The organism is Erwinia sp. Eh17-17 (assembly GCF_039675725.1).
In the GTDB taxonomy this organism is placed as follows: Bacteria; Pseudomonadota; Gammaproteobacteria; order Enterobacterales; family Enterobacteriaceae; genus Erwinia.
Genome location: NZ_JBDFQT010000009.1, coordinates 22,021 through 36,131 on the forward strand (window position 1 = coordinate 22,021; position 14,111 = coordinate 36,131).

The following is a 14,111-nucleotide window of genomic DNA, read 5'->3' on the forward strand; positions in this document are numbered from 1 at the left end:
TTCTGATCATGGCCTGTTATGCCTGATTTGTCGCCGCATCTCAACCTGCATGCGGCGACAGGATGGTATTTTCCACGCCTGTTTGGGACAGGTATCGGTTTATTTCTCCTGCGGAAACACCAGATTCAGAATGATGGCAGTTATGCCGCCTGCGGCGATGCCGGAGGAGAACAGGGTTTTCAGCCAGTCAGGGGCAAACTGCAGAATCAGCGGCTGCTGCGACACGCCAAGGCCGACGGCCAGCGACAGTGCGATAATCATGATGGCACGACGGTTCAGCGGTTCACGAGACACGATGCGTACGCCGGACGCAGCGATGGTGCCGAACATCACGATGGTGGCACCGCCGAGCACCGGTTCAGGAATATGCTGGACGAAACCACTCACCGCCGGGAACAGCCCGAGTACGATCAGCATCAGCGACACAACAAAGCCAACGTAACGGCTGGCCACGCCGGTTAACTGGATCACACCGTTATTCTGCCCGAAGCAGGAGTTAGGGAAGGTATTGAACAGCGCAGAAACGAAGGAGTTCAGGCCGTTCGCCAGTACGCCGCCTTTCAGGCGTTTCATATACACCGGGCCGCTGACCGGCTGCTCGGAGACGTCAGAGGTCGCGGTGATATCGCCAATGGTTTCCAGTGAGGTCACCATAAACACCAGCATCAGCGGGATCAGCAGATTCCAGTCGATACCCAGCCCGTAATAAAACGGTGTCGGAATGGCGATCAGCGCGGTATTCGCCGGGGGGGTATTTTCCGGCAGCATCCCCATAGCCCAGGCCAGCAGATAGCCGATCGCCATGGCAATCACCAGAGAGGCAACGCGCAGGTAAGCATTACGCTGGCGATTCAGCAGAATAATCACCGCCAGCACCGCACCGGCCAGCAGCAGATTTTTTGGCGCGCCGAAGGTGTGATCGTTCATCGCCGCAAACCCTCCGCCGATAGACGTCAGACCAACCTGAATTAGCGACAGACCGATGATCATCACCACGATGCCTGACACCAGCGGCGTGATCACCCGGCGTGCCAGATGCAGGACGCGTGACAGCGCCATCTCAGTGCAGGAGGCCAGCATCAGCGTACCAAACAGGGCGGCCATCATGGTGGACACATCGGCACCGCCATTTTTCAGCGTCAGGCCGCCCATAATCAGCGGAGTAACAAAGTTGAAGCTGGTGCCCTGAATCGACAGCAGCCCTGAACCCACCGGACCCCAGGTTTTTATCTGCAGGATCGATGCCACGCCGGAGGCAAACAGAGACATGCTGATAATGTGCTGCGTATCCTGTGCAGGCAGGCCAAGTGCCTGACAAATCAGCAGCGCAGGGGTAATCACCGCCACAAACATCGCCAGCAGATGCTGGCAGGCAGCAAACAGGGTCTGGGGTAAGGGCGGACGATCTTCAAGACGGTAAATCAGTTCGCTTTTGCCAGTAGCAACAGGGCTACGGTCGGCGGCAGCGTCTTGGGTTTCAACGGACATGTTAAGGCTTCCCGGGGCAATAAAGGGGCGATTTTAATCTTCTTTAGCATAAAAGCAATCGTTTGCCAGTGCCGCCCGCGATGACATATCGGGGTTGGCGATGATGCAGCGGGTGGATGTGGCGCATGAGCGCAGATATTCAGCCAGTGGTCATGTCAGGATAAAGCGGGGCTGAACCGCCTGTTACAGCGCTCTGCCAGGGATGTTACCCGCATGGAAGCGGGTAACTAAAAGCGCTAAGCGTTGGTATAGCGTTCGGTTTCGGGCAGCCAGCGCTCAATCAAAGCGACTGCCTGCTCAGGATAGTGCTGATGGATATGGCGCGCCACGCGCTGGACTTCCGGGATCATGGCCTGATCGCGCAGCAGGTCGGCGACTTTGAACTCGGCATTACCGGTCTGGCGGGTGCCGAGCATCTCACCGGGGCCGCGAATTTCCAGGTCGCACTGGGCGATAACAAAACCATCATTGCTGTCGCGTAAGACCTGTAATCGCTTCTGAGCGGTTTTACTCAGCGGCGCTTTGTACAGCAACACGCAGTGAGAGGCGACCGCGCCACGGCCAACGCGTCCGCGCAGCTGGTGCAGCTGCGCCAGGCCCAGACGTTCCGGGTTTTCGATAATCATCAGGCTGGCATTCGGCACGTCAACGCCGACTTCGATCACCGTCGTGGCGATCAGCAAATGAATCTCACCCTGTTTAAAGGCCTGCATCACCGCCTGTTTTTCCTGCGGTTTCATACGGCCGTGTACCAGCCCGATATTCAGCTCCGGCAGTGCCAGCTTCAGCTCTTCCCAGGTGGCTTCCGCCGCCTGGGCTTCCAGCATCTCTGACTCTTCAATCAGCGTACAGACCCAGTAGGCCTGGCGGCCTTCACTGCCGCAGGCGCCTTTCACTCTGGCAATGATATCGGCCCGACGGGTGTCCGGGATGGCCACGGTCGTTACCGGCGTTCGGCCCGGCGGCAGTTCGTCGATGGTCGAGGTATCGAGGTCGGCATAGGCGGTCATTGCCAGGGTACGTGGGATCGGCGTGGCGGTCATAATCAGCTGGTGCGGGTGGAAGCCCTGCTCCTCGCCTTTCTCCCACAGCGCCAGACGCTGGTGGACGCCAAAACGGTGCTGCTCGTCGATAATCACCAGCGCCAGGCCGTTGAACTGCACCTGCTCCTGGAAAATGGCGTGGGTGCCGACAATCATCGAGACCTGACCGCTGGCGATCGCGTCCTGCTGGGCGATACGCGCTTTGCCTTTCTGTTTCCCCGCCAGCCAGCCAACTTCCAGCCCCAGCGGCCCAAACCACTGGCGGAAGTTATTCGCATGCTGTTCGGCCAGCAGTTCAGTCGGGGCCATCAGCGCCACCTGCTTACCGTAAGCAATCACATTCAGCGCCGCCAGCGCGGCAACCAGCGTCTTACCGGAACCGACGTCGCCCTGTACCAGGCGCATCATCGGGTAGTCGTGAGCCAGGTCGGTTTCGATTTCACGTACCACGCGTGCCTGGGCATTCGTCGGCTTAAAGGGCAGCGCCGCCAGCAGCCTGTCACTCAGACTGTGGCGCGCCGCCATTGGCAGCGCATGGTAACGCTGCGCCCCGGCCCGCACCGCCAGCATACTGAGGTTGTGTGCCAGCAGCTCTTCCATAATCAGACGCCGCTGCGCCGGATGTGTCCCGCTGTCCAGGTCGGCCAGCGCCATATCGGGCGGCGGCCGGTGCAGCGTGCGTAGCGCGGCGGGCAGGCTGATCAGACCCTGGCTTAACTCCGGCGGCAGCAGTTCAGCAATGGCGCAGGTTTCCAGCAGGGTTAACGCCTGATCGGTGAGATTGCGCAGCGTGGCCTGACGTACACCTTCGGTGGTGGAGTAGACCGGCGTCAGCGTCTCCTGCAGCTCTGTCACGCTACTTTCGCCCTGGACTTTATATTCCGGGTGAATGATCTCCGCGCCGCGCTGGCCGCGTTTGATTTCACCGTAAGCGGTGACGCGGCGGCCGGTTGCCAGGCTGTTCTTCATTCCGGCATTGAAGTTGAAAAAGCGCAGGGTGAGAATACCGCTGCCGTCGCTGATCTGGCAGGTCAGCATACGACGGCGGCCAAACGAGATGTCGCTATGCAGCACTTCCCCTTCGACCGTGGCATAAATACCCGGCAGCAGGTCGTTGATGGCGTAAAGTTGGGTACGGTCTTCGTAGCGCATCGGCAGATGCAGCAGCAGGTCCTGCACGGTCAGCAGACCGAGTTTAGCCAGCTTTGCCGCCTGGCTGGCACCCACGCCAGTCAGCGTGTTGAGCGGGACGGCGTCCAGCAGGCGGCCCTGCATTATTTATGCGCCTTCGACTGCATGGTGGCCCACCATTCCGGGTCAGCCACCACTTCACCATGGTCATTGATTTCCGGATAAGGCAGCCCTTTATGCTTCGCCACGCGCGCCAGCACCGGATAGCCACCCTCGAACAGCAGGCGCTGCTGCTCGGCATACTCCAGCGTGCTTTCCTCGCGCAGATACATTCCGGCATTTTGCCGCTGGCGCTGGGCTTCATACAGGATCAGCGCAGAGGCTACGGAGACATTCAGCGACTGCACCATTCCGATCATCGGAATGATAATGTCCTGATCGGCGAGGTCGAGCGCTTCCTGCGTGATGCCGGTTTTCTCCTGCCCCATCAAAATACAGGTCGGGCGGGTATAATCAATTTCACGGAAATCGACGGCTTTATCAGAGAGGTGGGTGGCCAGAATCTGCATGTTCTCGCCTTTCAGATGGCTGACGGCATCGGCAATGGTCGGGTGGGTTTTAACCTGAACCCAACTGTTACTGCCTGCGGCGGAAGAGACCATGGTGCGCATACGGCTTCCAGGCCATACTGCGTGGACTTCATGTACGCCAACGGCATCGGCGGTTCGGATGACCGCCGAAACGTTATGAGGTTTATGCACCTGCTCCATACACACCGTCAGATCGTGCTGACGGGCGGCAAGCATTGCGCGGATGCGGGCATAACGTTGAGCATTCATGCGAAGCAAACTCCCTAAAAATAAGTCATTCCGTCAGACCGGCGATCGGGGAGCAGAAAAAGACGGAGCAGGGCTCCGTCTTTCACTTAATTGCGGTTGCGGTGTACCTTGATCACATCCGGCATCACACGAATTTTCCGCATGATATTCGCCAGATGAACACGATCGCGTGCCGTCAGACGGATAAAGGCGCTGTACACACGACCATCTTTCTCTTCGGTGTTCAGGCTCTGAATATTGGAACCCGCAGTATTAATTGCCGCCGTCAGGTTTGCCAGTGCGCCCTGGTGGTTAAACATATCCACTTTAATTTCGGCGACAAACTCCTGCTCGGTGACCTTATCCCATTCTACCGCCATGTATTTCTCTGGCTCTTTCTGGTAGCCACGGATATTGCGGCAGGATTCATGGTGCACGACCAGGCCCTTGCCCGGACTGACGTGCGCCACAATCGGGTCACCGGGGATGGGGCGGCAGCATTTTGCAAACGTGATCAGCACGCCGTCAGCGCCTTTGATCGGCAGTTTACTGCGCGAACCGCTGGTGGCTGACGTTCCGGCTGCTGGCGTACTCTGCTCATTCTGTTGCAGGTTTTTCGCCACCACCACGCTCATGGCGTTGCCGAGGCCAATTTCAGCCAGCAGGTCGTCAAGCGTTGCCAGTTTCATACGTTCCAGCTCATGCTGGACGTTAGCCTCAGGGATCTCGGCCAGTTTACGGCTGCCACCCAGAGCATGATTGAGCAGGCGACGGCCAAGGCTGACGGAATCATCACGCTTGAGGTTTTTCAGCAGCTGGCGGATCTTGGCGCGCGCTTTGGAGCTGACGACAAAGTTCAGCCAGGCGGCGTTCGGGCGGGCACCCGGTGCGGTAATAATTTCCACGGTCTGGCCGCTGGTCAGCGACTGCGACAGCGGATAGGGCTGGCGATCGACACGTGCGCCAACGCAGGCATGACCGATGTCGGTATGCACGGCGTAGGCGAAGTCCACCGGTGTGGCACCGGCAGGCAGTTCGACGATGCGTCCTTCCGGGGTGAAAACGTAAATCTCATCCGGGAACAGATCGGATTTGACGCTCTCGATAAATTCAAACGAACTGCCGGCACTCTGCTGCAACTCCAGCAGGCTTTGTAACCAGCGCTGTGCGCGGATTTGTGCCGTAGTGCTGCTTTCGCCCTGTTCTTTATAAGCCCAGTGCGCGGCAACCCCCATCTCTGCCATCTGATCCATATCTTCGGTGCGGATCTGGACCTCGACGGGAACGCCATGCGGGCCGATCATCGAGGTGTGCAGGGATTGATAGCCGTTGGCTTTAGGAATAGCGATATAGTCTTTGACCCGGCCCGGACGCGGTTTGTACAGGCTGTGCATCTGGCCCAGCACCCGGTAGCAGGTATCAACATCCCGCACGATCACCCGGAAAGCATAGATATCCATAATCGAATGGAACCGCTGCTCTTTCAGGTGCATTTTGCAGTAAATCGAATAAAGGTGCTTTTCGCGACCGCTGACGCGGCGGGTAATCCCCGCCTCTTCAAGGCGACCGTCAATTTCGGAGAGGATTTTCTGAATCATCTCTTTACGGTTACCACGAGCGGCCTTGACCACTTCTTTGATGACGCGATAACGGTTCGGATACAGGGCTTCAAAGCCCAGCTCTTCCAGTTCGGTCTTCAGGTGGTGGATACCCAGGCGGTGTGCCAGTGGGCTGTAAATCTCAAGCGTTTCCTGCGCAATGCGGCGCTTTTTGTCCGGACGCAGCGCACCCAGGGTGCGCATGTTGTGCGTACGGTCAGCCAGCTTGATCAAAATGACGCGGATATCCTGCACCATCGCCATGATCATCTTGCGGAAGTTTTCAGCCTGCGCTTCTTTCTTGTCGCGGAATTTCAGCTTATCGAGCTTGGAAACCCCCTCTACCAGTTCAGCAACCGTCTGACCAAACAGCTGTTCCATATCCTGGTAGGTGGCTGGGGTGTCTTCGATAACATCGTGCAGAAGTGCGGCCATCAGCGTTTCATGGTCGAGCTTCATTTCAGCAAGGATGCAGGCCACAGCGACCGGATGGGTGATATAAGGCTCACCGCTGGAGCGTGACTGTCCCTCGTGAGCATCACGTGCGACAAGATAGGCTTGCTTGAGGCGCTTAATCTGCTCCTCAGGCAAGTATTTTTCAATCAGCTGATTGAGACTTTCAAACAGATACAAGGCAGGCCTTCAAAGCGAATTAACGACGACCTTCAGCGATAGCGGTAACAGCCTGCATTTCAGCGGCTTCCTGCTCTTGCTGTTCCTGACGATCGCGCACGTCGAGGATCTGATTAGTAATCAGGCCTTCTTCGATTTCGCGCAGCGCGATAACGGTAGATTTGTCGTTCTCTTCAGGAACCAGTGGGTCTTTACCACCAACCTGCATCTGACGTGCGCGACGTGCTGCTACCAGAACCAGGTCAAAACGGTTACCAATTTTTTCTACTGCGTCCTGTACGGTTACGCGTGCCATAAGTGTGATACTCCACGGGTGGTGACGAAATGACTGGGCATCATACTGAGTTGTCCTCAGTCTGCCAATAGTTTGCTGATTAAAGCATCATGACGGGCTTTTTGACGGCCCATGCGCAGACGCTCAGCGCGAATAATGGTTTTCAAATCGGACAGTGCCAGGTCGAAATCATCATTCACGATTAAATAATCGTATTCGGCGTAGTGGCTCATTTCGGCAACGGCCTGAGCCATACGTTTGGTAATCACCTCTTCGCTGTCCTGGCCGCGTCCACGCAGGCGGCGGTCCAGTTCGTCTTTCGACGGTGGCAGCACGAAAATGCTGCGTGCGGCAGGCATTTTCTCACGAATCTGTTTTGCACCCTGCCAGTCGATATCAAGAAACACATCAACGCCGGTCGACAGCACTTGTTCAATCGCTTTACGCGAGGTTCCGTAATAATTACCGAATACCTCTGCATGTTCGAGAAACGCCTCTTCGCCAATCATGGTGCGGAATTCGTCGTGATTGACGAAGTAGTAATGCTCACCATGGGTTTCACCCGGCCGTACCCCACGCGTAGTGTGGGAGATCGACACCTGGGTATCGTACAGCGGTTGCGTTTTTAACAGCGCCTGAATCAGGCTGGATTTACCCGCGCCGCTGGGGGCGGAAACAATAAAAAGTGTGCCTTGAGCCATGATTATTCTTGATATGCCAATAAAGCGGAGTCTACTTCCTGCACAGTATACACAGGTGCAGCCCGTCATGCAGCGTTTAGGGTGTGTTATGCCGTTTTTTCTGAAGAAACCGACAGAGACTCGCCTGTTTTTACAGGATGCGGTGGTCTGCGGCTAAAAGTTCTGAAGCCGTCTTCCAGAATGGATTTTCTCCCCTCGCGATCCTCCCTGTGCTGCGTTTAACTGCCCGTCATCATGGAATCGGCAGGGGGTCAGGATGAAATACGTCATTTTACTGGTGTGGCTGTTCGCTTCAGCGGCGATAGCCGGGTGCCCGAACTGGACACCGGCACGCGCCGACAGCGAAATTACCGCCCTTGAAACGCAGTTAATCAAATGGGACGACGCCTATTATCGCCAGGGGGTAAGCCAGGTAACTGATGCTGAATACGATGCCCTGCAAAATAAACTGCAACAGTGGCAGCGCTGCTTTCACCCGGCCAGCGATCGCCGTGAGCCGTTGCTGATGACCGATGGTAAGGTTCTGCATCCCGTTGCTCATGTTGGCGTTAAAAAAATGCCGCGCAAAGAAGACGTGGCGCGCTGGATGGAAGGAAAGCGTGACCTTTGGGTGCAACCTAAAGTGGACGGTGTCGCGGTGACGCTGGTTTATCGTGAGGGAAAGCTGACGCGGATGATTAGTCGGGGAGATGGTATTAAAGGGCAGGACTGGACGGCCAGTGCCCGGACGATCAGCGCCATTCCTCAGTCTATTCCGTTGTCCTCAGGACAACAGGTCTTTCAGGGAGAGCTTTATCTGCTGATGAACGGTCATCAACAGGCCGCAGACGGCGGCAAAAATGCCCGCTCTGTTGTGGCAGGCGCGCTGATGGCGAAAACGCCCGGCGATATTCTGCAAAAGACAGGGTTATTTGTCTGGGCCTGGCCGGACGGACCGAAAAACCTTGAACAGCAGCTGTCAGGCTTGCGTACCGCCGGTTTTCCCGATGTTGGGGTCTGGACGCGCAGGGTAGAAGATATTGATGAGGTTGAAGGCTGGCGTGAACGCTGGTTCCGTCAGCCGCTGCCTTTTGCCACTGATGGAGTGGTAATACACAGCACCCCATCACAGCAGGGACGCAGCTGGATGCCAGATAGCGGAGACTGGGCCGTGGCGTGGAAGTATCCCCCGCCGCAGGTGTCGGGGGAAGTAAGGTCAGTGGCATTTTCTGTCGGCCGCACGGGAAAGATAAACGTTGTGCTGAATCTGCAGCCGGTACAGCTGGATGATAAACGCGTCAGTCGGGTGAACGTGGGGTCAGTTGCCCGCTGGCAGCAACTGGATGTTATCGCAGGCGATCAGGTCAGCATCAGTCTGGCAGGGCAGGGGATCCCCCGCCTGAATGAGGTACTCTGGCGGGTCGGGCAGCGCGAATATCCCCAGCCGCCTGATGCCGCTCATTTCAGCGCTCTGAGCTGTTTTCATCTGACAGCCGAATGTCGTCAGCAGTTTCTGGCAAGGCTGGAATGGCTGAGTAGAAAATCTGTGCTTAATCTGGCCGGAATGGGACGCGAGAGCTGGCAGCAATTAATACAGTCCGGAAAGCTGACGCATCTTTTTTCCTGGATGCGTTTGTCACCCGAACAGCTCAACGCGATTCCCGGCATCGGGGAGGCGAGGGCCGATCTTTTCTGGCAGCAGTTCCGTTTAAGTCGGCAGCTACCTTTTAAGCGTTGGGTCAGGGCGCTGGGTGTTCCAGTACCTTCCGGCGCACTGAACTCTCTGGCAGATGATAACTGGAAACAGCTGTTATCACACAGCGCAGATGAGTGGCAGCAGATGCCGGGAGTCGGCCCCGTGCTGGCGAAAAAGATCCAGATTTTTCTGCAAAATCCGGAGGTAAAGTGGCTCATTCAGTGGCTGACTGGGCCAGTCAGTTCTGACTAATGATCGCCGTGGGGATAGTTGAAGACAGGCAGGCCAAGTTTAAAGCGCAGCGCCAGCAGACGTGCGGTGAAGCCGGCTATCAGCGTAATGATGATCACGGTTTCCATTGGCAGCGCCGTTTTTAATAGCAAAATGTAGACCCAGCCAGAAGCGAAAGCGATACCCGCGTAGAGCTCTTTTTGGAATACAAGAGGAATGCGGTTACAGAACATATCGCGCAGTACGCCGCCAAACACCCCTGTCACCACCGCGCTGATAGCGGCAATAATACCGGCATGTCCCATGTCCAGAGCGACCTGTGCGCCAATAATAGAAAATACCACCAGGCCTAACGCATCCAGCACCAGAAAGACTTTGCGCAGATGCGGCATCAGGGGAGCGGCCAGCGTAGTCACTACGGCGGCGGCAGCGACAATCATGATGTATTCCGGGTGCCTGACCCACCCAAGAGGGTAATGGCCCAGTAACATGTCGCGTACCGACCCTCCACCAATCGCCGTGACAGACGCGATAATGATAACGCCGAACATATCCATCTTACGACGGCCAGCGGCCAGCGCTCCGGTCATGGATTCTGCCGTGATGCCGATGATGTAAAGGACGGTGAGTAACATAGCTATCTCCTTAAAACATGGCGGCAATCCTAAGGTTTTCGCGTCCAAACGGCGACTAAAATTTTTTCCGGAATGATCCTCTCGTTAAATTCACTCCTGGAGTTTGAGGGCATCTCATGCACGGAGGAAGTTTTCTTATTGTAAATGAGGGAGACTCTTGCTGGTGTGTATAGCTTATACATCAATGTTATCTTGTTGGGAATAAAACCTGACTGTGGGTGTTTTTATTTGGAAATATATAAATTTATTTTTATGTTTTTAATTGGAGTTATAGAGATTTAAACTGCATTTTTTTGTTTGGTTTTTATCTCTGTTATTTATTGATAATCTGTTTTTTTCAGTCTGATGCTTAATTTTTTTTGTTTCAATTTCCCCTGGTGGTGAATCAATTGAATGTGTTATTTAACGCAAACAGCTTGCCATCTCATGTGTTGCGCAATTAAGATGATTTTTTCATGGTTGAAATTTAATGGATCGCGTATTGATTCGGGAACCTAATGCAAAACCACATGGAGGATGTATGTATAACAGATACACAGTGGCGATCTCTGATGACCATCCACATATAATTTATTCACTAAAGATGCTTTTCGCGAATAGCGATCGCTTTGCCATTACCAGTGAAACAATGTGTGGGAAAAGCCTGCTTTCCGTTCTGGCTAACAAACCGACAGATATTGTTATCACTGACTTTTCATTGAGCTCAGACCGCTCAACGATTGATGGTTTTGCTAAGCTTCGGGCGTTGAAAGGACGTTTTCCCGACGTGAAGGTGGTTCTGCTAACCTCACAAAGTAATACAGCAATTATCAGAAGTGCATGTGACTACGGGGTGAAGTCAGTCGTGAGTAAATCTGACCCTGTCGACGAGACGGTACTGGCCTGTCAGCATATCATGACGCAGTCAGGATATTATTTCTCGACATCTTTTAGTCATATTAAGAACTACCTTATTAAAGGCCGTGATAAGGGAAGTCCTCTTACGCCAAAGGAATTGGAGGTAATTAGATTATTTTCATCCGGATATACCTTGTCAGAGATCGCACAACGACAAAACAGAACGATAAGCACTATTTCCACCCAGAAGTATAATGCAATGCGCAGGCTGGGTGTCTCTTCAAATATTGAGCTCATTCGTTATGCGTATGCTCAAGGTTTAATTTGATTTTTTAATGTTGTAGGATAAAGGGCTTATTGGAAAGGGATGCCAATCTGAACGGGACAGTGCCAGATCAGGCTTTAAGGGATTAAATGAAAGTGAAATATTTTTGTTGCCTGGTTTTATTATTTTCTCCAGTCCTTCATGCAACCAGTCTATTGCAAGCGGTTAATGCTGCTCGTCGTTATGATGCTGAGTTCAGTGCGGCATTTCAGGCAAAAAAGGCAGGGAATGAAGCGTTTAATCAGGGGCTGGCTGGCCTGCTGCCAACAATCAGTGTTGATGGAAGTTACACTAAACAGGACCAGCCCCATGCCAGCTATTCAGCGGCGGTTAAGCGCCACAATTATGGTATCAATCTGAGTCAACCCCTGTTCGATATGTCGAAAATTGCAGCATGGCAGCGTGGTAATGCGACATCCGATTTAGCCGACATGGCGTTTATCTCCGCTCAGCAGAAGCTCATCCGTGATGTTGCTGATGCCTTCTTTGCGGTGGTTTACCAAAGAGAAGTTACCGAAGTGGCCATCTCTGCCACCAGGGTGTTCGAAAAGCAGCATGCGCAGGCAGTCGCGTCTTTCAGACTGGGAAATGGCAACCGGACGGAAGTTGATGAAGCTCAGGCAAATTATGATGAAGCCGAAGCGAAAGAGATTACCGCCCGTAACGATCTGGAGGTAGCAAACGCGGCCTACAGCCGCCTGACTGGCCTGAATGCGGATGAAATCAGGCCGGTTTCGACTCAGTGCTATCGGCCATCGCAGCTGGGAGGGTTAAAAGAGGTCATGTTACAGGCTCAGCGTAATAACGTGGAGATCAAGAAAGCAACCGAACAGCTTGAACAAAGTAAAAGCGATTTAGTGGGCGCTGCCGGAGCCAATCTCCCTACCGTCACCCTTCAGGGGACTTATGGGGGAAACTGGAGTCGCGGTGAAACCCGAAACTATTGGGACACTGTGTTTGGCACGACGTCAAAGACGCGAAACACGTTAATTGGTATCAATGTTTCAATACCGGTCTTTTCCGGTGGCGGACAGCTTTCTGCCACGCGTGAAGCGATAGACCGACGCAATCAGGCTCGTGACTTACTGGAGCACACGCGGCGTAAGGTCAGTCAGGACACGCGCACGGCCTGGTTAAATATCACCAATGGCCAGGCGTTGCTAAAAGCCAGAAAGAAAGCGGCTTCATCAGCAGATAATAAAGTTAAATCAACGCGTTATGGACGGGATTTGGGGCTAAGAACCACTATAGATGAACTTAACGCAGAGCAGAAATATTATGATTCCCTGCAAAAAATTGCAGAAGCTCGCTACAAATATCTCTCTTCAACGTTCGATCTTTTGGTGCTGTCAGGCACGCTTGATGACCGAATCCTCGTAGCATTTGATTGTAGAACCCCTGATTGAAATGACTTCTGGAAATCTTTAATCGTCTCATGGACCTGAGAAAATATGAATGAACCCCTGTTCCGGCCCGAAGTGGTCGATGCGAATAAATCTAAGATGATCGGCACGGTTGCGATTTACTCCCCGCCCTGGCGCTGGCTGATGATCTCAGTCGTTGCAGTGCTTGCCCTGTCCGTTGCGGTTTTTTTTATTTTTGGTAGCTATACCAAACGTGAGAATGCGCAGGGCGAGTTGCTGCCCTCAAGAGGCGTGATCACGCTGGTCCCGCAATCATCAGGGACGGTGACTAATGTGAAGGTCAAAGAGGGACAAACCGTCCCAAAAGGGACTGAGCTGATGGAAATTTCCTCTGAACTGTCCACCTCACAGGGTAGTACCTGGGAGGAAGTAATAAAGCAGCTTCAGGTGCAGCGCTCCCGCCTTAAAAAAGAGCTGGTTGAAACGCAGGCCTTAAATAACGAAACCACAAAAGGCCTGCGTAACCGTATAGCGATACTGCAGCAGCAAATTAAACAGCTTGCCTTATTGTTGCCTAAGAAAACGCGTCAGGAAGAGCTTGCCCGGATGCAATTGCATAAGCTGAAAATGATGCAGCGTGAAGGCTATGCGTCAGGAACGATGGTGGAACAGCAGGAAAATACCGTTCTTGAAGCCGGAGGTGCATTACAACAGCTTAAGCAGCAGCAGCTTGAGCAGCAGCAGCAGTTAGCTCAGTTTACGCAGCAGCTGCAGGAGCAACCCCTCAATTCAAATAATCAGTTACATGAGCTGGAAGTCAGACTGTCAGCTATTGAGCAGTCTCTGGCAGAAAATGAGTCCCGTCGTTCTGTCACGCTGAGGTCGCCACAGAATGGCACTGTCGGAACCATATTCCCACATATCGGACAGGTGGTGTCCGCAGGCCAGTCGGTCATTTCACTTCTGCCGGAAAACAGCAAACTGGAAGCCAGGATGCTGGTCAGCAGCCGTGCTATTGGTTTCATCCAGCCCGGACAACGAGTGGTGTTGCGCTACCACGCCTTTCCCTATCAGAAATTTGGCCAGCAGTATGGTCGTGTCAAAGAAGTTTCTCGCACAGCTCTGACTCCGCAGGAAATTGCTGGTATGACAGGCAACAATAATGTGAAGGAACAACAATATCGCGTACTGGTGTCACTGGATCGGCAGCAGATTATGGCTTACGGCAAAAAGGAATCCCTGCGCCCCGGCATGGCCGTTGAAGCAGACTTCCTGATTGAAAACCGGCGCCTGATTGAGTGGGTACTTGAGCCATTATTTGCGTTATCCCAACGTTCAGTAAACGGATAAAAATACCC

At 53.9% G+C, this 14,111-nt stretch carries 11 protein-coding genes; 4 read left to right on the top strand and 7 right to left on the bottom strand.

Annotated elements, in window-relative coordinates:
• Window positions 1–99 precede the first annotated feature (99 nt).
• The 6 genes from ABEH87_RS18600 to gmk all read right to left on the bottom strand — a co-directional run bounded on the left by ABEH87_RS18600 (window position 100) and on the right by gmk (window position 7,686).
• The gene (locus tag ABEH87_RS18600; protein WP_346578513.1) at window positions 100–1,488 is read right to left on the bottom strand and encodes a uracil-xanthine permease family protein; all 1,389 of its coding nucleotides are present in this window, start codon (window positions 1,486–1,488) and stop codon (window positions 100–102) included.
• A 236-nt stretch (window positions 1,489–1,724) separates the two neighbouring features.
• Window positions 1,725–3,806 (bottom strand): ATP-dependent DNA helicase RecG, encoded by a 2,082-nt coding sequence (gene recG, locus ABEH87_RS18605; protein WP_346578515.1) that lies wholly within the window; start codon window positions 3,804–3,806, stop codon window positions 1,725–1,727.
• Window positions 3,806–4,501: a tRNA (guanosine(18)-2'-O)-methyltransferase TrmH gene (gene trmH / locus ABEH87_RS18610; RefSeq protein ID WP_346578516.1), complete on the bottom strand. Its 696-nt coding sequence runs from the start codon at window positions 4,499–4,501 to the stop codon at window positions 3,806–3,808. The genes recG and trmH overlap by 1 nt, the downstream gene beginning before the upstream one ends.
• Before the next feature lie 86 nt (window positions 4,502–4,587).
• Complete coding sequence (gene spoT / locus ABEH87_RS18615; protein WP_346578518.1) at window positions 4,588–6,711, bottom strand: bifunctional GTP diphosphokinase/guanosine-3',5'-bis pyrophosphate 3'-pyrophosphohydrolase; 2,124 nt, start codon at window positions 6,709–6,711, stop codon at window positions 4,588–4,590.
• 19 nt (window positions 6,712–6,730) lie between these two features.
• Window positions 6,731–7,006, bottom strand: a complete 276-nt coding sequence (gene rpoZ, locus ABEH87_RS18620) for a DNA-directed RNA polymerase subunit omega (protein WP_062746976.1) — start codon at window positions 7,004–7,006, stop codon at window positions 6,731–6,733.
• A gap of 56 nt (window positions 7,007–7,062) precedes the next feature.
• Complete coding sequence (gene gmk, locus ABEH87_RS18625; protein ID WP_346578519.1) at window positions 7,063–7,686, bottom strand: guanylate kinase; 624 nt, start codon at window positions 7,684–7,686, stop codon at window positions 7,063–7,065.
• Between the two features lie 256 nt (window positions 7,687–7,942).
• Between gmk and ligB the strand changes: the two genes are divergently transcribed.
• Complete coding sequence (gene ligB, locus ABEH87_RS18630) at window positions 7,943–9,613, top strand: NAD-dependent DNA ligase LigB (RefSeq protein ID WP_346578520.1); 1,671 nt, start codon at window positions 7,943–7,945, stop codon at window positions 9,611–9,613.
• Here ligB and ABEH87_RS18635 read toward each other — a convergent pair.
• Complete coding sequence (locus ABEH87_RS18635; protein WP_346578522.1) at window positions 9,610–10,227, bottom strand: trimeric intracellular cation channel family protein; 618 nt, start codon at window positions 10,225–10,227, stop codon at window positions 9,610–9,612. The two genes, ligB and ABEH87_RS18635, sit on opposite strands and share 4 nt — an antisense overlap.
• Before the next feature lie 469 nt (window positions 10,228–10,696).
• On the opposite strand from ABEH87_RS18635, the gene ABEH87_RS18640 reads away from it, so the two are divergent.
• The 3 genes from ABEH87_RS18640 (at window position 10,697) to ABEH87_RS18650 (ending at window position 14,103) form a co-directional block, all read left to right on the top strand.
• Complete coding sequence (locus ABEH87_RS18640; protein ID WP_346578523.1) at window positions 10,697–11,392, top strand: response regulator transcription factor; 696 nt, start codon at window positions 10,697–10,699, stop codon at window positions 11,390–11,392.
• A gap of 86 nt (window positions 11,393–11,478) precedes the next feature.
• A complete protein-coding gene (locus tag ABEH87_RS18645) occupies window positions 11,479–12,795 on the top strand; it encodes a TolC family outer membrane protein (protein ID WP_346578525.1) in 1,317 nt (438 codons plus the stop codon).
• Between the two features lie 45 nt (window positions 12,796–12,840).
• On the top strand, window positions 12,841–14,103 hold the full coding sequence (locus ABEH87_RS18650) for an HlyD family efflux transporter periplasmic adaptor subunit (protein ID WP_346578527.1): 1,263 nt from the start codon (window positions 12,841–12,843) through the stop codon (window positions 14,101–14,103).
• Window positions 14,104–14,111 lie beyond the last annotated feature (8 nt).